The sequence below is a fragment of the Rhodanobacter sp. DHG33 genome, from assembly GCF_014843005.1.
Lineage (GTDB): Bacteria > Pseudomonadota > Gammaproteobacteria > Xanthomonadales > Rhodanobacteraceae > Rhodanobacter_A.
In genome coordinates this window covers 88,080-114,203 of the sequence record NZ_JACYXM010000001.1, presented here as the reverse complement: position 1 = coordinate 114,203, position 26,124 = coordinate 88,080, and the positions used below count along the sequence as shown (strand labels likewise).

At 62.8% G+C, this 26,124-nt stretch carries 25 protein-coding genes and 1 tRNA gene; 15 read left to right on the top strand and 11 right to left on the bottom strand.

Annotation, left to right across the window (positions count from 1 at the left end; translation table 11 throughout):
* Positions 1–368 precede the first annotated feature (368 nt).
* The 9 genes from IHE46_RS00520 (at position 369) to IHE46_RS00480 (ending at position 10,234) form a co-directional block, all read left to right on the top strand.
* Positions 369–1,697 carry an O-antigen ligase family protein gene (locus IHE46_RS00520; RefSeq protein WP_343229966.1) on the top strand — a complete coding sequence of 443 codons (1,329 nt, stop codon included), beginning with the start codon at positions 369–371 and terminating at the stop codon, positions 1,695–1,697.
* On the top strand, positions 1,694–2,818 hold the full coding sequence (locus IHE46_RS00515; RefSeq protein WP_192162475.1) for a glycosyltransferase family 4 protein: 1,125 nt from the start codon (positions 1,694–1,696) through the stop codon (positions 2,816–2,818). The genes IHE46_RS00520 and IHE46_RS00515 overlap by 4 nt, the downstream gene beginning before the upstream one ends.
* 183 nt (positions 2,819–3,001) lie before the next feature.
* Entirely contained in the window at positions 3,002–3,868 is an 867-nt protein-coding gene (locus tag IHE46_RS00510; RefSeq protein WP_192162474.1) for a hypothetical protein, read from the top strand.
* A gap of 94 nt (positions 3,869–3,962) precedes the next feature.
* The gene (locus IHE46_RS00505; RefSeq protein WP_192162473.1) at positions 3,963–5,129 is read left to right on the top strand and encodes a glycosyltransferase family 4 protein; all 1,167 of its coding nucleotides are present in this window, start codon (positions 3,963–3,965) and stop codon (positions 5,127–5,129) included.
* 70 nt (positions 5,130–5,199) lie between these two features.
* Complete coding sequence (locus IHE46_RS00500; RefSeq protein ID WP_225562695.1) at positions 5,200–6,237, top strand: polysaccharide biosynthesis protein; 1,038 nt, start codon at positions 5,200–5,202, stop codon at positions 6,235–6,237.
* A 2-nt stretch (positions 6,238–6,239) separates the two neighbouring features.
* A complete protein-coding gene (locus IHE46_RS00495; protein WP_192162472.1) occupies positions 6,240–7,352 on the top strand; it encodes an NAD-dependent epimerase/dehydratase family protein in 1,113 nt (370 codons plus the stop codon).
* Positions 7,349–8,485, top strand: a complete 1,137-nt coding sequence (gene wecB, locus IHE46_RS00490) for a UDP-N-acetylglucosamine 2-epimerase (non-hydrolyzing) (RefSeq protein WP_192162470.1) — start codon at positions 7,349–7,351, stop codon at positions 8,483–8,485. Before IHE46_RS00495 ends, wecB begins: the two co-directional genes overlap by 4 nt.
* Positions 8,486–8,492: 7 nt before the next feature.
* Positions 8,493–9,050, top strand: a complete 558-nt coding sequence (locus IHE46_RS00485) for a WbuC family cupin fold metalloprotein (RefSeq protein ID WP_225562694.1) — start codon at positions 8,493–8,495, stop codon at positions 9,048–9,050.
* Positions 9,050–10,234 carry a glycosyltransferase family 4 protein gene (locus tag IHE46_RS00480; RefSeq protein WP_192162468.1) on the top strand — a complete coding sequence of 395 codons (1,185 nt, stop codon included), beginning with the start codon at positions 9,050–9,052 and terminating at the stop codon, positions 10,232–10,234. Before IHE46_RS00485 ends, IHE46_RS00480 begins: the two co-directional genes overlap by 1 nt.
* Before the next feature lie 207 nt (positions 10,235–10,441).
* Here the strand turns inward: IHE46_RS00480 and IHE46_RS00475 are convergent, their stop codons facing one another.
* The 6 genes from IHE46_RS00475 to IHE46_RS00450 form a co-directional block, all read right to left on the bottom strand.
* A complete protein-coding gene (locus IHE46_RS00475) occupies positions 10,442–11,593 on the bottom strand; it encodes an undecaprenyl/decaprenyl-phosphate alpha-N-acetylglucosaminyl 1-phosphate transferase (RefSeq protein ID WP_192162466.1) in 1,152 nt (383 codons plus the stop codon).
* 292 nt (positions 11,594–11,885) lie between these two features.
* On the bottom strand, positions 11,886–13,727 hold the full coding sequence (locus IHE46_RS00470) for an SLC13 family permease (RefSeq protein ID WP_192162464.1): 1,842 nt from the start codon (positions 13,725–13,727) through the stop codon (positions 11,886–11,888).
* Between the two features lie 272 nt (positions 13,728–13,999).
* Positions 14,000–14,728 carry a tRNA (guanosine(46)-N7)-methyltransferase TrmB gene (gene trmB / locus IHE46_RS00465; protein ID WP_192162462.1) on the bottom strand — a complete coding sequence of 243 codons (729 nt, stop codon included), beginning with the start codon at positions 14,726–14,728 and terminating at the stop codon, positions 14,000–14,002.
* 4 nt (positions 14,729–14,732) lie between these two features.
* Positions 14,733–15,533 (bottom strand): thiazole synthase, encoded by an 801-nt coding sequence (locus IHE46_RS00460; RefSeq protein ID WP_192162460.1) that lies wholly within the window; start codon positions 15,531–15,533, stop codon positions 14,733–14,735.
* Positions 15,534–15,586: 53 nt separating this feature from the next.
* Positions 15,587–15,787, bottom strand: a complete 201-nt coding sequence (gene thiS, locus IHE46_RS00455) for a sulfur carrier protein ThiS (RefSeq protein WP_192162458.1) — start codon at positions 15,785–15,787, stop codon at positions 15,587–15,589.
* A gap of 80 nt (positions 15,788–15,867) precedes the next feature.
* The gene (locus tag IHE46_RS00450; protein WP_192162456.1) at positions 15,868–17,985 is read right to left on the bottom strand and encodes a FecR family protein; all 2,118 of its coding nucleotides are present in this window, start codon (positions 17,983–17,985) and stop codon (positions 15,868–15,870) included.
* Positions 17,986–18,235: 250 nt separating this feature from the next.
* Between IHE46_RS00450 and IHE46_RS00445 the strand changes: the two genes are divergently transcribed.
* From IHE46_RS00445 to IHE46_RS00425, 5 genes are all read left to right on the top strand, one after another.
* Positions 18,236–18,309, top strand: a tRNA-Gly gene (locus IHE46_RS00445).
* 66 nt (positions 18,310–18,375) lie between these two features.
* Positions 18,376–18,843, top strand: a complete 468-nt coding sequence (locus IHE46_RS00440) for a RimK/LysX family protein (RefSeq protein WP_192162454.1) — start codon at positions 18,376–18,378, stop codon at positions 18,841–18,843.
* Entirely contained in the window at positions 18,840–19,757 is a 918-nt protein-coding gene (rimK, locus tag IHE46_RS00435) for a 30S ribosomal protein S6--L-glutamate ligase (RefSeq protein WP_192162452.1), read from the top strand. The genes IHE46_RS00440 and rimK overlap by 4 nt, the downstream gene beginning before the upstream one ends.
* A 427-nt stretch (positions 19,758–20,184) precedes the next feature.
* Positions 20,185–20,871, top strand: coding sequence for a response regulator transcription factor (locus IHE46_RS00430; protein ID WP_192162450.1), 687 nt, complete (start codon positions 20,185–20,187; stop codon positions 20,869–20,871).
* A complete protein-coding gene (locus tag IHE46_RS00425) occupies positions 20,871–22,148 on the top strand; it encodes a HAMP domain-containing sensor histidine kinase (RefSeq protein WP_192163098.1) in 1,278 nt (425 codons plus the stop codon). The genes IHE46_RS00430 and IHE46_RS00425 overlap by 1 nt, the downstream gene beginning before the upstream one ends.
* 6 nt (positions 22,149–22,154) lie before the next feature.
* Here the strand turns inward: IHE46_RS00425 and IHE46_RS00420 are convergent, their stop codons facing one another.
* The 3 genes from IHE46_RS00420 to IHE46_RS00410 all read right to left on the bottom strand — a co-directional run bounded on the left by IHE46_RS00420 (position 22,155) and on the right by IHE46_RS00410 (position 24,044).
* Positions 22,155–22,589: a hypothetical protein gene (locus tag IHE46_RS00420; RefSeq protein WP_192162448.1), complete on the bottom strand. Its 435-nt coding sequence runs from the start codon at positions 22,587–22,589 to the stop codon at positions 22,155–22,157.
* Positions 22,590–22,662: 73 nt separating this feature from the next.
* Positions 22,663–23,607 (bottom strand): serine/threonine protein kinase, encoded by a 945-nt coding sequence (locus IHE46_RS00415; RefSeq protein ID WP_192162446.1) that lies wholly within the window; start codon positions 23,605–23,607, stop codon positions 22,663–22,665.
* A complete protein-coding gene (locus tag IHE46_RS00410) occupies positions 23,604–24,044 on the bottom strand; it encodes a hotdog fold thioesterase (RefSeq protein ID WP_192162436.1) in 441 nt (146 codons plus the stop codon). Before IHE46_RS00410 ends, IHE46_RS00415 begins: the two co-directional genes overlap by 4 nt.
* A gap of 63 nt (positions 24,045–24,107) precedes the next feature.
* Here IHE46_RS00410 and IHE46_RS00405 point away from each other — a divergent pair, with 63 nt between their 5' ends.
* Entirely contained in the window at positions 24,108–25,157 is a 1,050-nt protein-coding gene (locus tag IHE46_RS00405) for a 2Fe-2S iron-sulfur cluster-binding protein (protein ID WP_192162434.1), read from the top strand.
* 3 nt (positions 25,158–25,160) lie between these two features.
* Here IHE46_RS00405 and IHE46_RS00400 read toward each other — a convergent pair whose 3' ends face one another.
* Together IHE46_RS00400 and IHE46_RS00395 are read right to left on the bottom strand one after the other, a co-directional pair.
* A complete protein-coding gene (locus tag IHE46_RS00400; RefSeq protein WP_192162432.1) occupies positions 25,161–25,607 on the bottom strand; it encodes a rhodanese-like domain-containing protein in 447 nt (148 codons plus the stop codon).
* Positions 25,608–25,678: 71 nt separating this feature from the next.
* Positions 25,679–26,086 (bottom strand): hypothetical protein, encoded by a 408-nt coding sequence (locus tag IHE46_RS00395; RefSeq protein ID WP_192162430.1) that lies wholly within the window; start codon positions 26,084–26,086, stop codon positions 25,679–25,681.
* Positions 26,087–26,124: the final 38 nt, after the last annotated feature.

The following is a 26,124-nucleotide window of genomic DNA, read 5'->3' as shown; positions in this document are numbered from 1 at the left end:
TGTACTTGCTGCTTCAAGTGCGCGTTTCTGGTTGGCCGGAGGTCTGGAGATCGGGCTCGGACTATGGATTGATCATGAAGTGCTTGTGGCTGGCGGTGATGCCGCCGTTCGTATTGGCGATGATGCCGATACTGCTCCCTGCGTGAGCCTAATTGCCGGCACCCAGATGCGAGGAGGAGGGTGCAAGGTAACTGTCAGACCGGGTTATTCCATACCTATCAGGAGTGTTGGAGCTTGGGCCGACGTCTGCGCCACCATCCAGGGAGGCGTAGAAGAAGTGAGAGAGTGTGCAATCAGGGCACTTCACATGGGCGGGAGCGGGGCAGCAAATGTTCACTAGACGGACAAAGAACCTCGTTGAGGCGTGCGTGGTGCTTCTGGTCCTGGCCGGCTACATTGCCTCGTCGGCGACTGGGTTGCTGAGTCTCTTTTTGCTATCGCTTTATGCGATGCTCGGGCGCGCGCAAGCAATCCAGGCATTGGCGTTGTCCTGGCTCCTCAGCGTGCTGAGCCCCGGCATTGCTGTTCAACCGAACGTTGCGGCGGTTGGCAGGTTTGCGGTCGAGGCCGGCGCTATGCTGTCTGTCGTGATGGCTGGCATGCGATCTTCTGGCGTACAGTCGTCGATGATTCGCGGTAGCGTATTTGCAACGCTGCTTTTAGGTGGTGGGATCATTGTCCATTCATTGTTCTTCAGCGAAATGCCAGCCGTTTCTTTATTAAAGGCGATTTCATGGACTGTAACTGTATGCACATTATTGGCTGCCTGGGAGGGGCTCCGCTACCAGGATCGGTTGCGCCTCGAGCGCCAGCTATTTGGTGGCTTGGTAGTGCTTATGTTGGTCAGTCTGCCTTTGCTTCCCACGACACTTGGATATCTGAAGAATGGAGCGGGTTTCCAAGGGATTTTGAATCAACCGCAAGCTTTCGGATTGACGGTTGGCTTGTTAGCGGCGTGGGCGGGTGGACGCATTCTGGCTGAACGAAAAGTTGTTACGTCGAATGTGGTAATTTTTTCCATTGCTGTAATTTCGGTCATTTTGTCCCAAGCTCGTACCGCTGGTCTTGCGTTGATATTGGCGCTGATAGTTTCGGTGGTCGTGGGGCCGTGGATTGCACGCCGACGCAGAGGGGACTTTGTTCCCGGCTTCCGCAACAGGCGCATCCAATTGGCGGTAGTGCTGGTTTTGATCGGAGCGATTGGTGCCGGTCCGCTCCTAGGGAAGGTAGTACACACCTATATTGTCAAGCGAGGTACAACCACCAATTTGGATGAGGTGTACGACAATTCGCGTGGCAAATTGATTATTCCGATGTTGGCGAATATTGCTGAGAGGCCCTTCCAGGGAATTGGGTTCGGCATTGATCCCGACTCGGATGACTTTGTGATTCAGCGCGACCCTCTATTTGGTCTTCCAATCGGTGCTCCAGTAGAGAATGGAAATATCTACATTGCGGCATGGGAGCAGTTAGGTATATTTGGATTGATAGCCGTGTTGGTTTGGATTTGGATGCTGTTACGCAGAGCGGTTCGACGCGGAGGCATGATCGCCATGATGGTGTGTATGACTGCACTCCTGGAAAACATGGGTGAAGCGACGCTGTTTTCGCCCAGTGGCATGGGCATGTTGGTTCTAATCCTCATTACATGGGCGACGTCGGTGCCACTCCCGCTCTTGGAAGAGACGTCGGGATGACGAACATCTGGTTCTGGCAGAACATGATTAGCCCGCACATGGCAGCTCTTGCTATCGCGCTGGCACGTATGGGCTGTCGGGTGACCTATGTTGCGGCGCAAGAAATGAGTGAAGATCGGGCGCGATTGGGCTGGCAAGTGCCGCAGCTACCGGGCGTCGACCTTCGGTTGGCTGATTCGGCCATCGCAATGGCGCGCCTGGCAAACGAAGCGCCAGGCGAAGCAATCCATCTCGTTCAGGGCATACGGGGAAATGGTCTTGTTGGTGTTGCACAAGCCGCGCTTGCGCGGCGGAGTTTACAATATTGGGTAATGATGGAGTCGCTGAATAACGCCGGATTGCTAGGCGGCGCTCGACAACTATTGTATCGCAGTGTGTTTTATCGCAATAGGCGGCGATTGGCGGGAGTTTTGGCAATTGGCCGAGGAACTTCCGATTGGGTGCGCGCACGCGGCGTACTTGTTGCCAAAATTTTCCCATTCGCTTATTTCTTGGAGCCCGCGAGTTCATGCTCGCAAACGGTTGCTCCAAAAACAGAGAGTACACAGTCTTTCACTGTGTTGTTTGCAGGGCAATTCATTGATCGAAAACGTCTGGATCTGTTAATTGATGCAATGGCGGCTTTGCCGGCTCAGCTTGCTCGTCAGTCCCGGCTGCAGGTCATAGGTAATGGGCCCCTTGACATCGATCTTCGGGCGCATGCTGAACGATGCCTTGGCAACAGGCTTCAGTGGGCTGGACGGTTGTACGGTGAGTTGGCGCGGCAAAGTATGGCTGCCGCCGACTGCCTAGTGCTCCCTAGCCGCCACGATGGCTGGGGAGCAGTAGTATCGGAAGCCTTGATGGCTGGCACACCGGTTATTTGTAGTGACACTTGTGGTGCGAGTGAAGCTGTGCTGGCGAGTGGGGTTGGTGGGGTGTTCCGTAATGGCGATATCCACGGCCTTGTAGGTTTACTGTCTCGGCAAATTTCGTTAGGGCCACCCAAATATGCAGAGCGATTGACGCTTGCAAACTGGGCTCGGTCTTTGGGTAGTGATGAGGGTGCTCGATATCTACTTGCGATTCTGTCGCATGCAGAAGGTAAATCGGGTAAGCCCGAACCGCCTTGGAAAGAGTGAAACAACAACTAACATAAAGTGAATCATGGGAGAGTGGCGATCGATAGTTCTGTCTGTGCTACGTCAGCTTGCACTTCGGGCGGAGTCTTAACCAGGCGATGACTTTCTCATGATATGGTGTGGCTAGCGTCAAACATGACTGGTGTACTGTCTTGCGTGCTAACACTGAGGAGTGTAAACAAAATGAGTGCACTACGTAGTTTGGTGAAGCTTGCCTCTTGGCCTCGGGTGGCTTTTCCTTTGGCCGCAATCACTCTGGCTCTGAATCTCGTTGCGACGACGGCGGCCGCGTTTCCAGCCACCGCAAAGCCATTCAGTGTCTTCAATTCTGTAGCCTATGACGGCACTCCCGATTTAAGCGCCTATGGAATTAGATCCATAAAAACTATTTATGAGGCGGATCTGGATGATCCGCCTGCGTCGCATTCAAACGATCGTCAGTTCAGTATGGAAAAGGTAGATAATGCAGCGCAATCGGCGGGAAAGAATCCTGGTGAGCTGGTTGTTTTGGATATGGAGACGTGGGGCTGGAATCCTGCCGCAATGCAGAAGTATGCAAAAGCGCTACAAGAGTTCAAGCGGCTCAATCCGCAAAGCAAAGTCAGTATGTTTAACAAGCCTGCGCCATCCGCCGTTTGGAGAATTTATCAGTCGGACGCGAAGCCGCTGGTGGATCACATCGATTTCCTGACGCCGATGCTCTACACACATGGGGCGGATGCTGCGGCATGGGCAAAGGAGGCGAAACTGATCGTTCAGCTCTTGCGGCAGGAGGCTCCAGGCAAGCCGATTTATGCGTATGTGTGGCCGCAGTACAATGCGCCGCATGCGGGATGCAAGCAGGGATCGCTGGGCGCACAATTTCTGCCGGCATCGGTCTGGCGAAGCGAGTTGGAGACACTCTATCCAATAGTCGATGGGGTGATTTTGTGGTCTCCACGCTGGGCGTGTTCAGGTTCAGACGAGGAAACTAAATATCCTAAGTTCGATGCCAAGATGCCTTGGTTTGTTCAAACGGAGGCTTTCATGAAGGCCCACAATATTCACTAACTTTTTAAGAGCCCTCTAAGTGATGCGCTAACAGTGCGTGCCGCGTGATTGTTGTAGCGGCATTAGTAATTGACCTACGGAAGGAAATGAGCTGGTGGTGTTAAGGGTCGCTAACGTCATTGAAGAAGGCAAGCTGGGCGGCCCGCAGATAAGGATTATGCGTGTGGCTGCTGCCTTGATTGGGCGCGTCGATACACTTGTCGTAATGTCGAGAGATAATTCGGGTGCTTTCTATGAAAAATGTGTGGCACTCGGCATCCCCTGTCGTGTAATTGCTCTCACCCGCATTACTCGGGAATGGCGAGTCGCAATTGCATATGTGGCGTTATTTCCGAGTGAGGTAATCAAACTTGCGCGACTTTTTCGGTGTGAACGAATTGACCTGGTTCATGCGTCTGGTGGTAGTTGGCAGATAAAGGCCGTCATTGCGTCACAACTAGCCGGCATACCGTGTGTATGGCATTTGAACGATACGCTCATGCCAGGGTGGATACGCTGGCTATTTCGAGCTGTCCAGCCTTTAGCGGCTGGATTTATTTATACTGGACAAAGAGTGAAGGAATACTATGGCAGGTACGTGACCAACAATCGACCTTCTGCCATAGTGCAGCCACCAGTTGACATTCACGAGTACGATCCGGAATCGCCACCGTGTGTTGATGAAGAGCCGGCTGACTTGTTTGGCGACGGCTTCGTCATTGGTACGATAGGAAATGTAAATCCTGTAAAGGGCATTGAAACAATTATTCGTGCAGCTGCGTTGCTAAATAATAGTGGGCGCTTTGTGCGTGTCGTTGTAATAGGTCCCGTGTTTCAGCGCCAGAGGCATTATGCAGATCATCTGAAAGTGCTTGCGGATCAGGTTGGGCTAAATGACATATGCTTTTTGGGTGGGCGGGCAGATGTACGTCCCATTCTGAAACGTGTTGATGTCTATGTATGTGCCTCGCTTTCGGAAAGTTGGGGCATGTCGTTGTGGGAAGCCATGGCGATGGCAAAACCGGTTGTGTCCACCGATGTAGGCGATGTGGCGCGGTATGTCGTGGATGGTGAGTCCGGCTTTGTGGTCCCCGTTGAAGATAGTGAGGCGATGGCCGAGCGGATTGGGCGGCTCATTGATTCACCCGAGCTGCGACAACGGATCGGACACGCTGCACGTAATTTGGCCGCCGAGTTTTCGCCTGAAAACATTGCGGATAAGACACTCGAGATTTATGACCGTGTGCTAGCGTCGTCGCGGTGCCGCGGTCTACGCCCTTGAAGGTTGAAGCGACGGCTTGGCGCTGTAGAGTTGTTATGGTTGAGGCTTGTCCCTCCAAAGTAGGACGCAAATGATATTTGATGACAAGACATTGCTGGTGACGGGCGGTACCGGATCGTTCGGACATGCGGTCGTCAACAGGTTCCTTGAGACGGGTATTCGTGAAATACGCATCTTCAGCCGCGATGAAAAGAAGCAGGACGATATGCGCAAGCATTACTTGTCTGACAAGTTGAAGTTCTACATCGGCGACGTGCGTGATTTGGCGAGCGTGACCGGCGCCATGCGCGGGGTGGATTTCGTGTTCCACGCTGCGGCCTTGAAGCAGGTGCCGTCGTGCGAGTTCTATCCGATGGAGGCGGTGAAGACCAACGTCCTGGGGGCCGAGAACATCACCGAAGCGGCGATCCGGTGCGGTGTGCGCAAGGTCATCTGCCTCAGTACGGACAAGGCTGTCTATCCCATCAATGCCATGGGGATATCCAAGGCGATGATGGAGAAGGTGTTCATCGCCAAGGGACGCAATGTGGATCCTGGCAAGACGATGATCTGCGGGACTCGCTACGGCAATGTCATGGCTTCACGCGGTTCGGTGATCCCGCTGTTCGTGCAGCAGATCCTGTCGGACACGCCAATTTCGATCACCGATCCCGACATGACGCGATTCATGATGACGCTGGATGATGCGGTCGAGCTTGTGGTGTATGCGTTCGAGCACGGCAACAGCGGTGACATCTTCGTGCAGAAGGCGCCAGCCGCAACGGTGCATACGCTGGCCTGCGCGTTGCGCGAGCTGCTGAAGAAGCCCGAGCACCCGATCAAGATCATCGGCACCCGTCACGGCGAGAAAAAGCACGAAACCCTGGTTAGCCGCGAGGGCATGGCGCGTGCTGAAGATCTTGGCGACTACTACCGGATCCCGCCGGACCGGCGCGACCTCAACTACGGGGCATTCTTCGAACACGGCGAGCAACGCGTGAGCGAAGCCGGCGACTACACGTCAGCCAACACGCAACAGCTCGACGTGGAGGGCATGAAAAAGCTGCTGCTGAAGCTGCATTTCATTCGCGAGCTGGCGGCGGGCCGACCTGCCGAGCCGGAGGATTGACGATGGTGACGCGGGTGCTGGTGACTGGCGCCGATGGCTTCATCGGCAAGAATCTGGTGGTTGCGCTGGGCGAGCACAAGGATTTCGAAGTGCTGCCGGTGACGCGCGCCACGTCGGCTGCGGAATTGGCCGAGTTGGCCGGCCGCGCGGATCGTGTGGTGCATTTGGCTGGTGTGAACCGGCCCAAGGACGTCGCAGAGTTTGAGCAAGGCAACGCCGGGTTCACGGCGAGCCTGTGCGAGGCGCTGCTGGCAACCGGGCGATCGCTGCCCCTGGCGTTCGCCTCGTCGATTCAGGTGGAGCAGGACAATCCTTACGGCGTCAGCAAGCGCCACGCCGAAGAGGCCTTGGCGGACTACGGGCAGCGCAGTGGCGCGTCGGTGGCGATCTATCGCTTGGCCAACGTGTTCGGCAAGTGGAGCCGGCCTGACTACAACTCGGCGGTGGCCACGTTTTGCCACAACATCGCGCGCGGGCTGCCGATCCGCATTGACAACCCTGAATCGCCGGTGCGGCTTATCTATATCGATGACGTGGTGGCTGAGTTGTTGCGGTTTCTGGCCGAGCCCGGGGAGGGCCTGCGGTTTGCCGAAGCTGGGCCGGTCTACGCAACAACAGTAGGCGAACTCGCGCAGCAGATCCGTGCGTTCGGGAACGTGCGCCAATCACTGGTCAGCGAGCGTGTCGGCACCGGATTGGTGCGTGCGCTGTACGCGACTTACGTGAGTTTCTTGCCCCCGGAGGCCTTCAGCTACAAGGTCGAGAAACATGCCGACCCGCGGGGCATGTTCGTGGAGATGTTGAAAACGCCGGACTGCGGGCAGTTCTCGTTCTTCACCGCGCATCCGGGGATCACGCGGGGTGGCCATTACCACCACACCAAGACCGAGAAATTCCTTGTCATCAAGGGCAGCGCACGTTATCGCTTTCGGCATCTGGTCACCAACGAAACGTTCGAAGTCGAGAGCACGGGCGACGAACCGCTGGTGGTGGAAACCATTCCGGGTTGGGCGCACGACATCACCAACATTGGCGACGATGAGCTGGTAGTGATGCTGTGGGCCAACGAGATCTTCGACCGGGAACACCCCGACACGGTGGCGAGCAAGGTATGAGTGTACGCAAACTCAAGGTTGCCACCATCGTCGGCACACGGCCGGAAATCATCCGGCTGTCGCGTGTGATGGCCAAGCTGGATGCGTTTTGCGAACACGTGCTGGTGCATACGGGGCAAAACTACGACTACGAATTGAACGGCATCTTCTTCGAGGATCTAGGCATCCGCAAACCGGACCACTTCCTCGAGGCGGCCGGCAGCAGCGGGGCGGAAACGATCGGCAAGGTCATCATTGCAGCGGACCAGGTGTTGGCTGAAGTGCAGCCGGATGCGGTGCTGATCCTGGGCGACACCAATAGCTGCCTTGCGGCGATCCCGGCCAAGCGACGCAAGATTCCGGTCTTTCACATGGAAGCCGGCAATCGCTGCTTCGACATGCGCGTGCCGGAAGAAATCAACCGGCGTATCGTCGATCACACTGCGGACATCAACCTGACCTACAGCGACATCGCGCGCGAATACCTGCTGCGCGAAGGCTTGCCACCGGATCGGGTCATCAAGACCGGCAGCCCGATGTACGAGGTGCTGACGTACTACGCACCGAACATCGAGCGTTCGGATGCGTTGCAGCGCCTTGGTTTGCAGCCTGGCAAGTATTTCGTCGTCAGCGCGCATAGGGAAGAAAACATCGATTCGGACCACAACTTTGCCGGATTGATGGAAACCCTGAACGCCGTGGCATCGACGTACGGACTGCCGGTTGTGGTGTCGACGCACCCGCGCACACGCAAGCGCATTGATGCGCTGGGCGTGAAGTTGGACGACCGGATCCACCTGTTGAAACCGCTTGGATTCAGCGACTACGTGCGTTTGCAGAAGGATGCCAGGGCGGTGCTGTCCGACAGCGGTACAATCAACGAGGAAGCATCCATCCTCAACTTCCGTGCGCTCAACCTGCGCGACGCGCACGAGCGTCCGGAAGGCATGGAGGAAGCCGCGGTAATGATGGTGGGGACGCGCCCGGAGCGCGTGATGCAAGGCCTGGCCATCCTCGAATCGCAACCTGCTGGCGAGCAGCGCTTGTTGCGGCAGGTGGCCGACTACAGCATGCCGAACGTTTCGGACAAGGTCGTGCGCATCGTGCTCAGTTACGTCGATTATGTGAACCGCGTGGTCTGGAAGCGCGACTGAGCGGCATTTGTTCTGGAACTGGATGGGACGGGAAACCATGGGTGTCACGGAATTCGATGCGGCAATGCTGGATGAGCTGACAAGGCGCGCAGTCGCCTCCCCGCGCCTGCGCCAGCACCACAACATCCACACGTCGTATGCCGATCCTTGCCAGCGCTTGTTGAACGCCATCGAGCCAGGCAGCTACCTGCGGCCATACAAGCATTCAGTCAACCCGCGCAGCAAACTGCTGGTGGCGTTGCGCGGTCAGTTTGCCGTGGCGCTGTTCGACGATGAAGGGAATGTTGAGCGTGTCGTTCCGTTTGGCGCCGGAGGTGGCGTGTCGATGGGGGCCACGGTCGAAGTCAGCGGTGACTGCTGGAATTCGGTGTTGTCGCTGGCACACGGCTCGGTATTGCTCGAGGTGAAGGCGGGGCCATTCAACCCGGACGAACCGCATGAATTTCCATTGTGGGCACCCGCGGATGGTACGCCGGAAGCACAAGAGTACGCTCGTATGCTTGGAGACGCAGCGCGCAAGCATTTCTCGACCGGACAGGCGGGCAACGGCCGGACGCCACATTGATGCGCCTTTTGTTGGTGGCCGACACCTATCCGCCCGCACGCATTTCCGGCGCGGTGCAACTGCATGACCTTGTCACGGAAATGGTGGCGCAGGGACACCGGGTTACGGTGCTGATACCTGCTGCAGGATTACCGACACCTGCTGCCATCGAACAGATGGATGGCGCAACCGTGTTGCGGGTGCGCGCGCCGCAGACCAAAGACGTGGGCCTGGTGCGTCGCGCATTTGCGGAGATGTGGCTGCCGTTCGCACTGCTCAGGGGATTGCGCAAGTCGGGTCTTGCGGCAACTCGTTGGGAAGGCGTGGTGTGGTACTCGCCCACGATATTTCTTGGCCTGGTTGCCAAGCGGGTCAAGCGGGCCAGCGGTTGCCGCGGGTATTTGATCCTGCGCGACCTGTTCCCCGATTGGGCCGCGGATGCCGGCATCATGCGACGCGGCCTGGCTTATCGTCTACTGAAACACGTGGAGCGCTATCAATACCGGCAGGCTGACGTGATCGGCGTGCAAACACCCGGCAATGCGCCCATGGTCGCAGCAACTGCTGGCAGTGGCGCGCGAATTGAAGTGCTGGAGAACTGGCTGTCCGCGCCGACGCATGGCGAATGCAACATTTCGTTGCAATCCACACTGCTTGCCGGAAGGATGATCTTTGTCTATGCCGGAAACATGGGGGCAGCGCAGGGAATGGACTGCTTGCTGGAGCTGGCAGAGGATTTGGCCGGTCGTAATGACGCAGGGTTTCTTTTCGTGGGGCGCGGCAGTGAGGTGGAACGTTTGCGTGAGCACGCAAAACTGCATGACCTGCGCCACGTATTGTTCATGGATGAGGTCGACTCCAAGTCGATACCCGGTTTGCTGGCGCAATGCCATGTAGGCCTGATTGCGCTCGACCCGCGGCATACCACGCACAACATACCGGGCAAGTTTCTGACTTACCTGCGTGCGGGCTTACCCGTGCTCGCGCGAATCAATGCCGGGAATGACCTGGAGCAAATCATTGAAACCGAGGGCGTTGGTTGCGTTTGCGTCGGCGAAGCGGAGCACCAATTGGAATCACTGGCTACAAAGCTCCTGGATCAGCCAGCGTTGAGGAACGAAATGGCCAAAAAGGGCAAACCTCTGGTGGAAAGCAGGTACTCGTCTGCGTCCGCCGTGAAGCGCATCATTGCGGGGATCACATAGGAGTCAAGACTCGGATGACTCTTTGATTTCAGTGGAAGAGCTCGGGGCGCTTGGCATGCCACTGCTGGACGATCCACAACGGCATTTACCCCCCCTCTGCCTGTTGTAGCAGGTGGCCGTTGAGTACTTACATCGGCGACCAGAATACCTGACTGTATTGCGGACGGTGCACGACATTGACGTCATTATGCTAATTTCAGCAGCCTATTAGCTACCTTGTGCCCCGTCCTGGGGCGTATTGCGGTTCGCCAGCACGCCCATTGGCGTGATATCGGCATCGTTAGCAGCCGCGGCTGCGCGGCTCTGTGGCTGCACCCTGCCCATTGTGCGAGCTTGCTGTCTCGCCCAAGTGCGATTGGCCAGCGCGATGTATCCGATCATAAGGGTGATGAACGCGATGAGGTTGGAGCCGGCGCCCAAATTTAGCTGCCGGACCAAGCTGCCAGCAAAAGCAATGGTGGTAGCCAACGCAAGCAAGACAATGAGCGTAGCGCGCGGGCCCAAGCCCATACCCATCAGGATGTGATGTATATGTCCGCGATCGGGCATGAATGGCGATTTGTGTTCGCGCAAACGGCGGAACATCACGGCTAGCGTATCGAGTACGGGGAGCGCCACACACCACAGCACGTCTACTGGGGACAAGTGAGAGCCAGATTGCTGGCTCAGGCGTATCAGTATCCATGACAGCAGATAGCCGATCAGCATGCTGCCGGCGTCACCCATGAATATCTTGCGGCCCAGCAGGCCGAGATTGACGGCCAAGTAGGGCAGAATCGCTGCGACCAGCAGGGCTAAAAGGAATTGAGCTCCGGCGGGTGGAGCATTAGTGAAATGCAGGATCGCCGCTGCACAGACCAGCGCGAGGCCGCCAGCGAGACCATCGATGCCATCCATCATGTTGAAGGCATTCACCAGCCCGATTACAGCGACCACGGTGAGTGGAATGCCTAGCCACCCCAGGACCAGATCATGGCCGAACACCCGCCCCAGGGTGTGGATGTAGACGCCGGTGGTGCCGATCATGACGAGGATGGCTGCGGTTTGCACCACGAGGCGCATGCGCACACTCAGATCCTCGCGGTCGTCGAGTGCCCCCACCAAGACCAAGATCGTCGAGGTAGCGAGCAGGATTTGCGCGAAGTGCGGGAGCTGATGGCGGTCGATGAATGCGCCAACCAGCACACCGGTAAAAATGGCGAGTCCCCCGACCAGTGGCACGCTGCCTGCGTGCAGCTTGCGATGGCCAGGGTGGTCCAGCAGGCCGAGTGGTTCCGCAAACCTGCGCAACACAAGGATGGCTGCGAACGAAGTCGCAGTTGCCGCCAGTGTGGCGGCAAGCATTCCGGTGTCCAACATGGTGCGTACTCCTTAATGAGCCGTCCGCGCTGGCCCCTACCGGCGCGGATTGGCCCCCCTGAACTCTCACATTGTCACATTGGCAGTGCATTCGCCACCACTTTGGTAGCTGGCTGTTCAGGGTGGGGGCGGGTGAATCCCCTTGCTCTCCGATTCAACCGCCAATTCGTGACGGATTCAGGTCATTCACTGAACAAGTCCCCAATGCCTAGGTCCTGGTGGCACCGCAGGCGCGCCTTCCTGCTTAGGCCGTACCGGGCGAGGCGCCCCGTCGATGCCCGTCCGAGGGGCCTCAGCGGAACAGCAGATTGATCGATACCAGGGTGACCACCAGCATGGCCAGCGTCAGCGGCGCGCCCACGCGCAGGAAATCCCTGCCTTTGTAGCCGCCAGGGCCGGTGACCATCATCAGCGCGGGGTGACCGGAGCTGAGCAGGAAGGTGTTGGACGAGGACACGGCCACGATCAGCGCGTAGGCCGAGGGGTTGCCGCCGGTGGCCACCGCCACCGAGATGGCGATGGGCACCATCATCACCGTGGCGCCCACGTTGGACATCACCTGCGAGAACAGCAGGGTGAGTATGGCCAGCGTGGCCTGCAGCACCCATGGCGAGGCGTGCCCCAGGTAGTGCAGCACGTACTGTGCCACCCACGCGGCGGTACCGGTGGCATCCATCGACCAGCCCAGGGGGATCAGGCAGGCGGTGACGAAGATGGTTTTCCAGTTGATCGCCTTGTACGCCTCGTCCATGTTCAGCACGCCGGAGAGCAGCATGCCGATGGCGCCGGTCATCATCGCCACCGACAGGTCGAGATTGGTGAACAGGGCCAGGCATTTGGCCAGCACGAAGAAGCCCACCGCCTGCCAGATCTTGCCGGGACGCTGCTCTTCCTTCGGGATGTCGGTGACCACCACGAGGTCGCGGTCTTCCGCTGCCAGCGAAAGGTCGCGCCAGGTGCTGTGCACCACCACGGTATCGCCCGCGCGCAGTGTCACCGCGCGCACGTCGTCGCGCAGCACCTGGTCGCCGCGGTTCACCGCCAGCACCGAGATGCCGAAGCGCTTGCGCAGGCGCAGGTCGCCCACGGTGTGCTTGATGAAGCGGGACACCGGCGGGATCACCACTTCGGAAATGCCCGCGCGCGTGGGGTTGAACAGCTCGCCCAGCTGGCGCATCCGCGTGGACAGCTTGCACAGCTGGTTGTTGGCGAACTGGTTGAGCTGCTCGCGCGGCCCCAGCACGCCCAGCACCGAGCCCACCCAGATCACGAGGTCGGCCGGCGGGGCCATGCGTGATTCGTTGCCGGTCTTGATGGCAAGGATCAGCGGCGCGTCGTGCAGTTGTTCGGCCTCGCCGATGCTCATGCCCACCAGCGGGCTTTCGGCGGTGACGGTGAGTTCGGACGTCTCGCCGGCGATGCCGTAGGTGTCGGCGAAGTAGCTCTCGGTACGGCCGGGCGTCACCTTGAGGCGTTCGTCTTCGTGACCCGGCAGTAGCTTGCGGCCGAAGAAGTAGAAATAGCCGATGCCCACCGCGGCCAGCGCAAGGCCAGCGGGAGTCACACTGAAGAGGCCGAACTTCGGAATCGTGTGCGCACCGGGCAGCAGGTTCGCGTTCGCGCTGGCGATCAGGTCGTTCAGCACGATCAGCGGCGAGTTGGCGATCAGCGTGGTGTTGGTGGCGGTGAGGATGCAGAACGCCATCGGCAGCAGCAGCTTCGACAGCGGCACGCCGGTGCGCGCAGACAGGCGGCTGGATACCGGGATCATCAGTGCGGCCAGCGCCTGGCTGGGAATCACCGCGCTGAACAGGCTGGCCATCAGGTTGATGACCAGGCCGAGGCGGGACTCCATGCCCTTGGCCAGCCTCATCACCATGTGCGCGGTGAGGTTGAGCACGCCGGCGCGGTCCAGACCCTCGCCCATGATCATGATCGCGATGATCGCGATCACGGCGTTGCCGGCGAAGCCGTTGAATACCTTCTCCGAAGGAATCACGCCGGTGAGGCCGATTACCACCACCACCAGCAAAGCCACCATGTCGGCGCGGATCCACTCCAGCACCAGCATCAGCATGGTGAAGCCCACCAGCCCGAGCACCAGGATCATTTCGGGGGTGAGCGCGAGCGGCATCAGTACGCCCCCCGACGGGGCGTCGAATCGTGGAGTGGCAGTGGCGAATTCACGCTGCGGCGCTCGTCCCTGATTGGGTTGCGCAAGTATAAGCGGCGAGGTGCAAGTGCTGGTGAACCGTTGCCTCTGTCGCCGCTGGCTGGGGCAGGCGGAAAGTGGGGTAACGGTTGCTTTGGAAAAGGGTTTCCGTAGCGTCCCCCTTCGCTCCGAGGCTATCCCGGCAAAGATGAAGGGCAAACGAAGCACCGCCCGAAGGCGGCGCCGCTTTCACGTCATGGCGCGCGCCGGTAGAGCAGGTCCCACACGCCATGGCCCAGTTTCAGGCCCCGTCGCTCGAAGTGGGTCTCGATGCGCCACGCCGGCTTCTCGGCGTACTGGCCGGGCGCGATGGCGTTGCGCCAGCCGGGCGCGGCCTCCATCGTTTCCAGCATGTGCTCGGCGTAGGGCTGCCAATCGGTGGCCAGGTGCAGGAGGCCGTCGGGCGCCATGCGCGAGGCGAGCAGGGCGACGAAACCAGGCTGGACGATACGGCGCTTGTTGTGGCGCTTCTTGTGCCAGGGGTCGGGAAACCAGATGCGGGCCTCGGTCAGCGTGCCCGGCGGGATCTCGTTTTCCAGTACTTCCACCGCGTCGTGCTTGTAGAGGCGTACGTTGCGCGCATCGCGCGCGGCCAGCGTGTTCATCAGCCGGCCCACGCCGGGCCCGTGCACCTCGATGCCGAGATAGTCGCGCGCAGGGTCGTGCTCGCTGGCCCATGCCAGGGCCTCGCCGTTGCCGAAGCCGATTTCCATCACCAGCGGCGCAGTGCGCCCAAAGCGGGCGGCATAGTCCTGCGCGCTGCCGCTGTAATCGATGCCGAAGCGCGCCCAGTGCTCGTCGAACGCGCGCTGCTGCGCCGGCGTCATGCGGCCCTCGCGCAGCACGAAGCTGCGGATGCGGCGCATGACCTGCAGGTGTTCGGCGCCTTCGTGTTCGCCGCCGTGGTCGTGCGTGTCGCTCATGGCATCAGCCGATGGTGCCGTCGATCGGGCTGGAAGCCGATGCATAGCGCTTGCGCGGGATGCGGCCGGCCTTGAACGCAGCGCGGCCGGCCTGGATCGCCAGCTTCATCGCGTGCGCCATCAGCACCGGGTCCCTGGCGCCGGCGATGGCCGTGTTCATCAGCACGCCGTCGCAGCCCAGCTCCATCGCCACCGCGGCATCGGACGCCGTGCCCACGCCGGCATCGACGATGATCGGCACCTTGGCGCTTTCCACGATCTCCAGCAGGTTGTAGCGGTTCTGGATGCCCAGGCCCGAGCCGATCGGCGCGGCCAGCGGCATCACCGCCACGCAGCCGATTTCCTCGAGCTTCTTCGCGAGGATCGGGTCGTCGCTGGTGTAGACCATCACGTCGAAACCGTCGGCGACGAGGATTTCGGCGGCTTTCAGCGTTTCCACCACATCGGGAAACAGGGTTTTCTGATCGCCCAGCACTTCCAGCTTCACCAGCTTGTGGCCGTCCAGCAGTTCGCGCGCCAACTTGCAGGTGCGCACCGCATCCGCCGCGTTGTAGCAGCCGGCGGTGTTCGGCAGCAGGGTGAACTGGTCAGGCGGCAGCGCGTCGAGCAGGCTGGGCGCGTTCGCGTCCTGGCCGATGTTCACGCGGCGGATCGCCACGGTGACGATCTCCGCGCCGGCGGCCTGCGAGGCGGCGCGCGTCTCGTCGAAATCCCGGTATTTGCCGGTGCCGGTGAGCAGGCGCGAGGCGTAGCTGGTGCCGGCGATGACCAGCGGGTCGGTAACGTCGAGGGTCTTGAGGTTCATGGTGGGCCTTCTTCCGCGGCACTCGCCGCGATGGATCGGATGGCGAGGTGGGATCAGCCGCCGCCGATGGCGTGGACGATCTCGACCTGGTCGCCGTCGGCGAGCAGGTGGCTGGCGTGCTGGCTGCGCGGCACGATTTCGCGGTTCAACTCCACCGCCACGCGCCGGCCGCCGTAACCGGCGGTCTCCAGGAGCTGGGCAATCGTGGTGGAGGGCGCGCAATCGCGCGGCTGGCCGTTGAGCATGATCTGCATGCGGCCATTGTAGCCGCTGGCGGCGCCTTGCTCCCTCCCCTGCGTGCAGGGGGGGGTATGCAGGCCCAGCCCTTCGAGGTTCAGTGCTGCTGTTCGTACTTGCTGGGCGGTGGCGCCCTGTTTGACGACTCGGCGTGCCGTTGTGGTTGCGCCTGGGATGGCGTCGCGGAATGGGGCGCCTGCTGGAAGCGTTGCTGCGGCTGCCAGGACGGCTGGCTGTTTCCGCGCTGCATCGGTTCGTAGGAAGGATTGAAGCTTTGGCGCTGCTGCGGTTGGTAGTACGACGGCCGCAGCGATTGCCCCTGCACCGGCTGGTTGCGTGGCTGTGCGTATTGCGGGACACGTTGGAACTGCGGCGCTTGCGGAAGCGTGTCAGCGGGACGCGCGCTGTAATCGGACGGCTGCGGACGGGACGGCTCCGGACCGGAGATGAAGCTCACGCCCGGTCGCGGCTGCATGTCGGCCGGCGAGGCGCGGCGGATCGGTTCGACCGTGGGCAGCGTGCGCATGGTCGTTTCCGGACGGACGTAGCGAGCCGAGGGCAGGGTATCGGCACGCGGCGGCATGGCCTCCACGCGGTGCATGTTCGGCAGATTGGCGGGAGCAGGACGTGCCGCACCGGCTTGCGCGTTCAACAGGTGCACGTTGTCGAATGTCGTGCCCGGGCGTTGCGGTGCGCGTTCGTTCGATGGGGCGGAATTTGTCTGCGCAGCCGGAGGCGTGCGCGCCACCACGCTGCGGCGGAAATCCGCAGTAGGCAGCGAACGCATCCGCGGGTTGAACGGTTGCGTCATGGACCGCGGCGCTGGGCGCAGCGAAGTCACGCCGGCGGACGTCACGGGCGCGGCGGCAAGCTGGTGCGAGTCGACCTGGAGCAGGTCGCGTTGCACGTGCTGCCCGCTGGCAAAGGCCGAGCCGGGCACGGCGGTGAAGCCGCGCGGCGCGGCGCGGTTCGCATAGTTGACGCCCTGCGGTGCGCGGCCTTCGCGATAGAGGTTGTACTGGCTGTTGATGCGGTTGATGACCGAGTTGCGGTACATCGTGTTGTGCACGTTGATGTTGGTGATGTTGACGCGCTGGTAGCAGGCGAAATTGCAGCGGTACCAGGGGTTGTAGACCTCGCCCGGCCCCAGCGGGAACCAACCCACGGGGGCGCCGCCCCGGAGTCCGGCGGATACGCCCCAGCCGCCGCCGCCCACGAACCCCACCAGCGCCGGCGCGTACACCGGACGTTCGCGCCGGGGGCCCGGGACCCAGCCCCAGGCACCGTGGATCCAGGCCCAGCGTCCGTAGTGGTAGGGCGCGAAGCCCCACGGCAGGTCGTCCACCCAGGTCCAGCCCCAGGGGGCGATCCAGGTCCAGTGGCCGTTGCGGTACGGTGCCCAACCCACCGGTACCTGGCTGGGGTACCAGACCGTGCCGTAGTCGGGCGAGTCCTGCCAACTGCCGTATTCGTCGAGATCCTGGTAGCCGACCACGTCGGCGGATACGTAGCGCGTGTCCGCGGCCTGGGCGTAGCGCTGGTCGCGTTCGCTGCACCAGTTGTCGAAGGCGTCGCCGCTGCCGATATCGGAGACCGCTATCACGGTCAGCGAGGAATCATCGACCTGGTAGCTGCGCCCGGCGGACACGTCGTGCTGTGCGTTGTTCTCGCCGTACACCTCGGCCTGGCCGTCGAACACGGTGACGCGCGTGCCGGTGCCGCCGTTGTCCACGTCGATGCGGTAGGTGCCGGGCTGGTTCACCACCAGCGCCAGCGTGGGCGTGTCGATCTCGTAGCTCTGGCCGGGGTCGAGGTCGCGCACGCTGAGGTTCAGCGTGCCCTGGGTCAGCTCCATCTGCGCGAGGCTGTCGTTGAGGTTGAGCATGCCGAAGTCGGTATCGCCGGCCATGCGCAGGCTGCTGTTGCCCAGATCCAGTTCGGCGACCGCGCCGTCGCCGGTGGAGAGCCGGTCGCCCGTGGTCAACGGGCGGTTGAGGTCGGCGCTGCCCCAATCCTGGCTGCCGGCCGGCAGCAGGCCGAGATCGCCGGCGATGTAGGACAGGCGCGCCACGCGATCCGGCGGGGCGCCGCTGTCGCCGCCATCGTCGACGGATTGCGCCTGGGCCAGCGTGGCCGCGGCACACACGAGCAGCGCGGCCAACAGCGGCTGCCAGCGGCGGCGCCAAGGGGCAGGCAGATGGACAAGCGTATGCATTTCGGGTCTCCCGGTTCCCGCGTGGTACGAAGCGGCGGAGTGCGCCGTGCCTGGTCGCAAGCCTGCTGTTCGCCGCGCTTTGACGACCCGATTATGCCTACGGCAGGGATTAGGGTCGGCTTAGTTTTCGCGCTCGGCGCGTCGACGGTTCAGCGAGTGGATATCGATGGGCGAGGAGCGGTTCACGCCGGGCTCCGGTTCGGCGATTCCCACCATGCTGTCTCCCGGGTTACCATCCGCGGGCCGACACGCGGGTGTAGCTCAATGGTAGAGCTGTAGCTTCCCAAGCTACTGACGAGGGTTCGATTCCCTTCACCCGCTCCACTTCCCCGTATCACACGTATGAGTCGGCCAGTTCCCATCGCCACCCCAGCGAGTGCGACCACACCCATGACGGATCCGGCCACCTCGAGTCCGTGCGTGTTGGGCTGGCGCGAGCGGTTGGCGTTGCCCCAACTCGGCATCGCCCAGCTCAAGGCCAAGCTCGATACCGGCGCGCGCAGCAGTGCGCTGCATGTGGAAACGCTGGAGAGTTTCCTGCGCGACGGCGCGATATGGCTGCGCTTCACGGTACGCCCGGGGCGGCATGCGCCGGGCATCGTGTGCTGCGAGGCGCGCGCGCTGGATCGGCGTACGGTCACCGACACCGGCGGCCGCCGCACCGAGCGATGGTTCATCCGCAGCGAAATCCTGCTGGCGGGGCGGCGTTTCGAGGCTGACATCAACCTGACCGATCGGCGGCACATGCTGTTTCCCATGCTGCTCGGCCGCAGCGCACTGCACGGGCGTTTCGCGGTCGACCCGGCCCGCGCCTACACCCAGCCACGACCGCCGCAGGCGGCCACGGACCATCCATGAAGATTGCCATCCTGTCGCGCAACACGCGGCTGTATTCGACCCAACGGCTGGTGGACGCGGCGCGCGCGCGCGGCCATGTGGTGCGCGTGCTCGACCCGCTGCGCTGCTACATGCGCATCGCGCCCGGCGATGTGGCGATGCGCTACAAGGGCAAGCCCGTGCGCGACCTCGATGCGGCGATCCCGCGCATCGGCACGCAGACCACGTTCTACGGTACCGCCGTACTGCGCCAGCTGGAGACGATGGGCGTGTACACGCCCAATTCCTCCGACGCCGTGCTGCGCGCGCGCGACAAGCTGCGCAGCCTGCAGATGCTCGCCGCGCAGGGCATCGCCATGCCGGTCACCGTGTTCGGCGACAACCCCGACGATACCGAGGACCTGCTCGCGATGCTGGGCGATCCGCCCCACGTCATCAAACTCAACGAAGGCAGCCAGGGCACCGGCGTGGTGCTGGCCGAGAAGCGCAGTGCATCGCAGAGCGTGATCGAGGCTTTCCGCGGCATGTATGCGAATTTCCTGGTGCAGGAGTTCATCGCCGAGGCGAAGGGTTGCGACCTGCGCTGCTTCGTGGTCGGCGGCAAGGTGGTGGCGGCGATGCAGCGCGAAGCCAGCGCGGGCGACTTCCGCGCCAACCTGCATCGCGGCGGCAGCGCGGAGCCGGTGAAGCTGAGCGCTGAGGAAAAGCGCGTCGCCGTGCAGGCGGCGGCGGCATTGGAGCTGGGCATTGCCGGTGTCGATCTGCTGCGTTCGGACCGCGGCCCGCTGGTGCTGGAGGTGAATGCCTCGCCGGGGCTGGAAGGCATCGAAGCGGTCACCGGCGTGGATGTGGCCGGCGCGATCATCGAGCTGCTCGAGGCGCAGGCCGGCGAAGCGAAGCGCATCAAGCGTCGCGCCAAGGCAAACGCGAAATGAACGCCGTGCATGCGAGTTAACCAAGGCCTAACTCCCCCGCCTCTATAAACGATTGCACTGTCGCTGCCGATGCGTGTCGCAAGGCCTGCAGCGACGGATGCGGTAAACGGGACGAGCCCTGTATCCGGATGTGGCGTCAGACGCCACATCCGTTTTTTTATGGGCCGTATTCGTGCGTTCGTCCGTGAACGCGAAGATCAAGAGGCGGCCATCCATGGCGGCACTCCGAAGAAAAGCCGCCAAAACGATCGCCGCCGTTTTGTGGCTATCTCCCTTGGGTGCTTGCCTTGCGGGGCCCGTTTCCGGCGGTTTGCCGTCCGGCGGCGCCAGCGTTCAGGCCGCAGCGGGTTTCCTGCGGGTTTCGTGCGGTGCGAATGTTAAGCTTGCGGCTCAGGCCGGCCCCGCCGGCGGCATCGCGGAGTGACGCATGCGCGTACTGGTGATTGAAGACAACAGCGATATCGCGACCAATATCGGCGACTATCTGGAAGATCGCGGCCACGTGGTGGATTTTGCCGGCGATGGCGTGACCGGCCTGCATCTGGCGGTAGTGCACGATTTCGATGTGCTCGTGCTCGATCTCACGCTGCCCGGCATGGACGGCCTGGAAGTGGCGAAGAAGCTGCGCCACGAGGCGCACAAGCAGACGCCGATCCTGATGCTGACCGCGCGCGACGCGCTGGAGCAGAAGCTCACCGGCTTCGAATCCGGCGCCGACGACTACATGACCAAGCCCTTCGCGCTGCAGGAGCTTTCCGCGCGGCTGGAAGTGCTGGCGCGCCGCGGCAAGGGTCCGCAGAGCCGCGTGCTCAAGGTGGCCGACCTCACCTACAACCTCGACACGCTCACCGTGAGCCGCGCGGGCAAGGCCATCCAGCTCAACCCGATCGGCCTCAAGCTGCTGCAGGCGTTGATGGAAGCCAGCCCCTCGGTGGTGACGCGCCAGGACCTGGAGCAGAAGGTGTGGGGCGAGGAGCTGCCCGATTCCGACTCCCTGCGCGTGCACATCCATGGCCTGCGCGCGGCCATCGACAAGCCTTTCGACAAGCCGCTGATCCACACGCGGCATGGCATCGGCTACCGCATGGTCGAGCCTGACGCAGTCCAAGCTTGATGCAGTCCAGGCGCAAACTTCGCTTCCGGCTCATTCTTTCCTTCGCGCTGTTCGGCTTCGGCCTCAGCGCGTTGTTTGCCGTGGCTTCGTTGTATGTGCGTGCCAAGGTGGAAGATCAGCTGATCAACGCCAGCATGCAGAACGATGTGGATCAAGCGGTGGATCACGCCATCGCCGGTGAGCCCTTCCAGTCCGAACTTATTGAGGGATGGGTCAAGAGCAACCGCACGCTCTACAAGATGCCGCTGGCCTGGCAGAACCTTCCTGCCGGCGTCCACGACATCTACGAGATGGATGCCAGCGGCAAGATGCGTCACTACAAGCTGGCTGTGCAGCGCAAGGACGACATCATCGGTTTCACGCGTTACGACATCAGTCGCGAGGATCTGGGCAAGCGCCAGCTGATCACCTCGCTGATCGCGGTAGTGGTGCTTTTCAGCCTGCTCTCGCTCGCCATCGGCCTGTGGCTATCGCGCAAGGTGCTGAAACCGGTAACCCAACTCGCGCAGCGCATCCGCGATTTCCGCAAGGCCGGCAAGGCCGAGCCGCTGGCGCTGCATTTCGCCGACGACGAGGTGGGCGAGCTGGCGCAGGCGCTGGACGATTACTCGGCCCGGCTCACCGCGATGGTGGAACGCGATCGCGAGTTCAACTCCGACGTCAGCCATGAATTGCGCACGCCGCTGGCAGTGATCTCCAGCACCACGGAGTTATTGCAGGGTTCGCCCGACCTCACCCCCAAGCTCGCCGAGCGCTTGAAGCGCATCGAGCGCGCCTCACGCCAGGCCACCGAGCTGATCGAGGCGCTGCTGCTGCTGTCGCGCGCCGAGCGGCGCGGTCCCACCCGCGGCGAGACCACCGAAGTGGCCAAGGTCGCAGCCGACGTGATCGAGAGCCAGCGCCCGCAGGTACGCGGTAAGCCGATCGAGGTCGAGCTGGCAGCGCGCGAGCCGCTCAGCGTCAACGCGCCGGCCTCGGTGCTGTCGGTGGCGCTCACCAACCTGATCGGCAACGCGATCAAGTACACGCTGGAAGGCACCGTGCGCGTGGAAGTGGGCGCGGGCCGCATCGAGGTGATCGACACCGGCCCCGGCATCAAGCCCGAGGACGCCGAGCGCCTGTTCCAGCGCGGCGTGCGCGGCGAAGGTGCGGGCGGCAGCGGCGCGGGCCTGGGCCTGGCCATCGTGCGCCGGTTGTGCGACCTCTACGGTTGGCAGGTGTCGATGCGCCCACGCACCGACACCAACGGCGCCATCGCCACGATCGTGTTCGGCTGAGCCGGATCAACGCAACTTCAGGGCCAGCCAGGACAGCAGCGCGAGCAGGTTGATGCCCAGATGCGAGGCGGCTGGGCCGCCGACGCGCAGCATGAAACCCTGACTGGCGAAGTGCGATGCCAGCTCCAGGTGCGGCGGCAGATGCAGCGTGGCGAACACGTTGACATAGCCCCCGCTGTACAGCGCGTACGTGAACACCGGCGTGGCGATCAAAGGCAATTGCAGCAACTGCGCCCAGCCCGACCAGCGCACGCCGCGCTCGTCGTTCTCGAGCAACAGCACGCCCGCCACCAGCACAAAGGCATACAGCGCCAACCCGATCAGGGCGAGCACGCTGTCGCTGGCGCGGAACGGGAGCAGGCGGTACAGCATCAGGATCATGCCGTAGCAGCCGCCGGCTACTTCAAGAATGCCGATCAGGCGGAACAGGATGTTGCGCACGCATTTGCCTCGCTGCAAAAAACGGAAGCTTAGGCGATCGACGCGCAACGCGCGCTGTCTTTCGCGACACCGGTCATTCCAGCGCGTCGGCCAGCTCGTGCAGGTCGGCGATGTGCTCGTCCCACCAGCGCGCCTCGGCCGCGAACGGGAACGCCGCGGGGAAAGCGGGGTCGTGCCAGCGCTGGGCGATCCACCCGGCGTAGTGCAGCTGGCGCATCGCGCGCAGCGCGGGGACCAGCGCAAGCTCCGCATGGTCGAAGTCGCGTAGCTGGGTATAGCCATCCAGCAGCGCATGCATCGCGGCATCGTCGCTGGCGAGCATCCACAGGTCCTGCACCGCCGGGCCCATGCGCGCGTCGTCGAGATCGACGAAGTGCGGACCGGTGTCGGTCCACAGGATGTTGCCGGGGTGGCAGTCGCCATGCAGTCGCAAGCTGCGCACGGGACCGACGACATCGAGGCGCCCGGCGACGGCATCATCCAGCCGTTGCGCCGCGCTGCGATAGCCGCCTTGCAGATGCGCGGGCAGCAGCGACGAAGCCAGCACGGCCTGCATCGGCTGCGCGATCATCGTGCTGCGATCCAGCGTGCCGCGGTGGGCGAACGGTTGCCGTGCGCCTACCGCATGCAGTCGCGCGAGCAGGCGCCCCAGCCACTCCAGCTGTTCGCGCGATTCCAGCGCCGGCGCGCGGCCGCCGTGCCGCGGCGCCAGCGCGTAGCGGAAGCCGCCGTGGTGCAGCAGACTGCGGTCGTCGAACGTCAGCGGCGCCACCATCGGCACCTCGTCGGCGGCCAGCTCCTGCGCGAAGGCGTGTTCCTCGAGGATGGCCGCATCGCTCCAGCGGCCGGGCCGGTAGAACTTCGCGATCACCGGCGGCGCATCTTCGACGCCCACCTGCCACACGCGGTTCTCGTAGCTGTTGAGCGCGAGCAGGCGGCCGTCCGGCCACAGCCCGCAGCTGCCCACGGCATCCAGCACGAGGTCGGGGGTGAGGCTGGCGTAAGGGGCGGCGTTCAACGCGACGCCACCGCCTCGGCCGGCACCACCGCCATGGTGATGCGCGACATGCACACCAGTTTCTGGCGCTCGTCCTCGATGCGGATTTCCCACACTTGCGTGCTGCGGCCGAGATGCAATGCCTTCGCGGTGCCGGTGACGGTGCCTTCGCGCACGCCGCGCACGTGGTTGGCGTTGATCTCCAGGCCCACCGCGCGAAACCGCGCGGGGTCCAGCGTGAGCATCGCGGCGGTGCTGCCCAGCGTCTCGGCCAGTGCCACCGAGGCGCCGCCGTGCAGCAGGCCATAGGGCTGGTGGGTACGGGCATCCACCGGCATGGTGCCGCTCAGCCAGTCCTCGCCGATCCCGGTGATGCGTATGCCCAGCACCTGCATCAGCGTGTTGGCGCTCCATGCGTTGATGCGTGCCAGATCGGTTTCCTGCTGCCAGATGGCCATGGTCAATCCTCGCGAAACAGGTACGCATTGTCGGCCGGGGAGCATCGCGGCGACAATGTGCGCGTGTATACCGTCACCCTGAAAAGCACCGGCCGCCGCTTCGACGTGGCCGCGGGCGAAACCGTGCTGGAAGCCGCGCAGCGCGCCGGCATCGCGTTGCCGTACTCGTGCCGGGCGGGCGTCTGCGGCAGTTGCAAGGCCACCCTGCTGGCAGGCCGCTGCGAGTATCCGCGCAATCCGCCATTGGCGCTGGACGCGGACGAACGCGCCCACCACGCCGTGCTGCTGTGCCAGGCGGAGCCGGCCAGCGATCTGTTGCTGGAGGCGCGCGAGGTGGCCTCGGTGGAGGACATCGCGCGTCGCCAGCTGAGCGTGCGCGTGGCCGAAAAGCACGCACTGGCGCCCGACGTGACCGGCCTTCACCTGCAGCCCGTCGATGGCGAGCCGCGCCTGCAATGGCTGCCGGGCCAGTACCTCGATGTGCTGCTGGACGACGGGCGGCGCCGGCCGTTCTCCATCGCCAACGGACCGCAGGCCGACGGCAGCATCGAACTGCACGTGCGGCATGTCGCCGGTGGCGGCTTCACGTCGCACGTGGCCGGGGGCTTGGCCGTAGGCGAGACGTTGCGCATCGAGGCGCCACTGGGCACCTTCGTGGCGCGCGAGGATTCGGAACGGCCGATGATCTTCGTGGCCGGCGGTACCGGCATCGCGCCGGTGAAAGCCATCGTCGAGCATTTCATCGAACTCGGCACGCGCCGCGCCATGGACGTGTACTGGGGCGTGCGCCGCGCGGCGGACCTGTACCTGCTGCCGCAGATCGGGCAGTGGCAGCGTCAGGCGCGGCAGCTGCGCTTCCATGCCGTGCTGTCGGAGGAGGGCTGCGCCTCGGGCCTGCGCGTGGGGCTGGCGCACGACGCGGTGCTGGCCGACCATGCCGACCTCTCGGCGCACGACGTCTACATGAGCGGGCCGCCCGCGATGATCGAGGTGGCGCGCCACCGTTTCGTGGCGGCGGGCCTGCCGGAGGCGAGGCTCTACTACGACTCGTTCGACTACGCGCCGGACGTGCTGGCGCAGATCATCGCCGCCCGCGCGGGCATCCACCCGTAGCGGTTATTTGTTGCCCTTCGCCACCGGCAGCTGCGCCTGGTGCCAGGCGAGCACGCCGCCGCCCAGGAAATAGACCTTCTGGAAGCCCGCTTTGACCAGCCGCTGCGCGGCCTTGGTCGAGTTGCCGTTGCCGTCCTTGTCCATCACCACCACCGGCAGTTCCTTGGCCTTGGTCAGCTCCTTGTTCTCGGGGTCGAACTGGCTCATCAGCACGTGGCGCGCGCCGGGCACATGCATCTTCTCGTAGTCGGCGATGGCCGAGAGGTCGATCAGCAGCGGGCTGTCGCGGTTGATGAGCTGGGTCAGGCCGGCTGGCGTCAGCTCCTTGGTCTTGCTGAACAGCAGGCCGATCTGCACCACGATCACCGCGACCAGCAGGATCGCGAACAGCGCGGCCAGCGCCACATGGTTGCCGATGAACTGGGGCAGCTTGTGCAGGAAATCTTGCATGTCGGTTCCACGGGCGCGAAGGGCGCGCCGGTACGGTTAAACCGTCGATTATAGGCGATCCGGGTGGCGGCTCAGTTATGTCCGAGGTCGGGCATGCCGCTTTCCAGCCACCAGTGCTTGGTCTTGTCGTCGTAACGCCAGGTCTGGCGTACGACGATGCTGCGTTCGGACTGCGTATGGATATTGACGAAACTGATCTTCACCGTCTGCTGCACTTCGTCGTCGCCCAGCGGCGCAGGGCCGGAGCCGTCGTCGTAGTCGGTCACCCGCAGTTGCTGGTAGCGTTGCATGTCGAAATCGGTAAGCGGATGTGCCTTTAGCACTTCGGGGTCGACGAATTGCTGGCTGCTTTGCATGCCGTCCCAACGCACCGCGCTGTTGTAGGCGCTGAGCGTGGCGGTCAGGCTGTCGTTGCGGGCGCTCTTGGCGCAGCCGGCGAGCAGTGCGACGGCGGCGAGCGGAAGCAGGATGCGGTACATGAATGTTCTCCCCCAATGGTCCACGCATTCTGCGGCGG

What these genes read in the sequence shown, in the direction of transcription:
- IHE46_RS00515 (WP_192162475.1), top strand. Translation starts at nt 1,694, where the DNA reads ATGACGAACATCTGGTTCTGGCAGAACATGATTAGCCCGCACATGGCA.
- IHE46_RS00510 (WP_192162474.1), top strand. Translation starts at nt 3,002, where the DNA reads ATGAGTGCACTACGTAGTTTGGTGAAGCTTGCCTCTTGGCCTCGGGTG.
- IHE46_RS00500 (WP_225562695.1), top strand. Translation starts at nt 5,200, where the DNA reads ATGATATTTGATGACAAGACATTGCTGGTGACGGGCGGTACCGGATCG.
- IHE46_RS00495 (WP_192162472.1), top strand. Translation starts at nt 6,240, where the DNA reads ATGGTGACGCGGGTGCTGGTGACTGGCGCCGATGGCTTCATCGGCAAG.
- wecB (WP_192162470.1), top strand. Translation starts at nt 7,349, where the DNA reads ATGAGTGTACGCAAACTCAAGGTTGCCACCATCGTCGGCACACGGCCG.
- IHE46_RS00480 (WP_192162468.1), top strand. Translation starts at nt 9,050, where the DNA reads ATGCGCCTTTTGTTGGTGGCCGACACCTATCCGCCCGCACGCATTTCC.
- IHE46_RS00475 (WP_192162466.1), bottom strand. Translation starts at nt 11,593, where the DNA reads ATGTTGGACACCGGAATGCTTGCCGCCACACTGGCGGCAACTGCGACT.
- IHE46_RS00470 (WP_192162464.1), bottom strand. Translation starts at nt 13,727, where the DNA reads ATGCCGCTCGCGCTCACCCCCGAAATGATCCTGGTGCTCGGGCTGGTG.
- trmB (WP_192162462.1), bottom strand. Translation starts at nt 14,728, where the DNA reads ATGAGCGACACGCACGACCACGGCGGCGAACACGAAGGCGCCGAACAC.
- IHE46_RS00460 (WP_192162460.1), bottom strand. Translation starts at nt 15,533, where the DNA reads ATGAACCTCAAGACCCTCGACGTTACCGACCCGCTGGTCATCGCCGGC.
- thiS (WP_192162458.1), bottom strand. Translation starts at nt 15,787, where the DNA reads ATGCAGATCATGCTCAACGGCCAGCCGCGCGATTGCGCGCCCTCCACC.
- IHE46_RS00450 (WP_192162456.1), bottom strand. Translation starts at nt 17,985, where the DNA reads ATGCATACGCTTGTCCATCTGCCTGCCCCTTGGCGCCGCCGCTGGCAG.
- IHE46_RS00440 (WP_192162454.1), top strand. Translation starts at nt 18,376, where the DNA reads ATGACGGATCCGGCCACCTCGAGTCCGTGCGTGTTGGGCTGGCGCGAG.
- rimK (WP_192162452.1), top strand. Translation starts at nt 18,840, where the DNA reads ATGAAGATTGCCATCCTGTCGCGCAACACGCGGCTGTATTCGACCCAA.
- IHE46_RS00430 (WP_192162450.1), top strand. Translation starts at nt 20,185, where the DNA reads ATGCGCGTACTGGTGATTGAAGACAACAGCGATATCGCGACCAATATC.
- IHE46_RS00425 (WP_192163098.1), top strand. Translation starts at nt 20,871, where the DNA reads ATGCAGTCCAGGCGCAAACTTCGCTTCCGGCTCATTCTTTCCTTCGCG.
- IHE46_RS00410 (WP_192162436.1), bottom strand. Translation starts at nt 24,044, where the DNA reads ATGGCCATCTGGCAGCAGGAAACCGATCTGGCACGCATCAACGCATGG.
- IHE46_RS00400 (WP_192162432.1), bottom strand. Translation starts at nt 25,607, where the DNA reads ATGCAAGATTTCCTGCACAAGCTGCCCCAGTTCATCGGCAACCATGTG.
- IHE46_RS00395 (WP_192162430.1), bottom strand. Translation starts at nt 26,086, where the DNA reads ATGTACCGCATCCTGCTTCCGCTCGCCGCCGTCGCACTGCTCGCCGGC.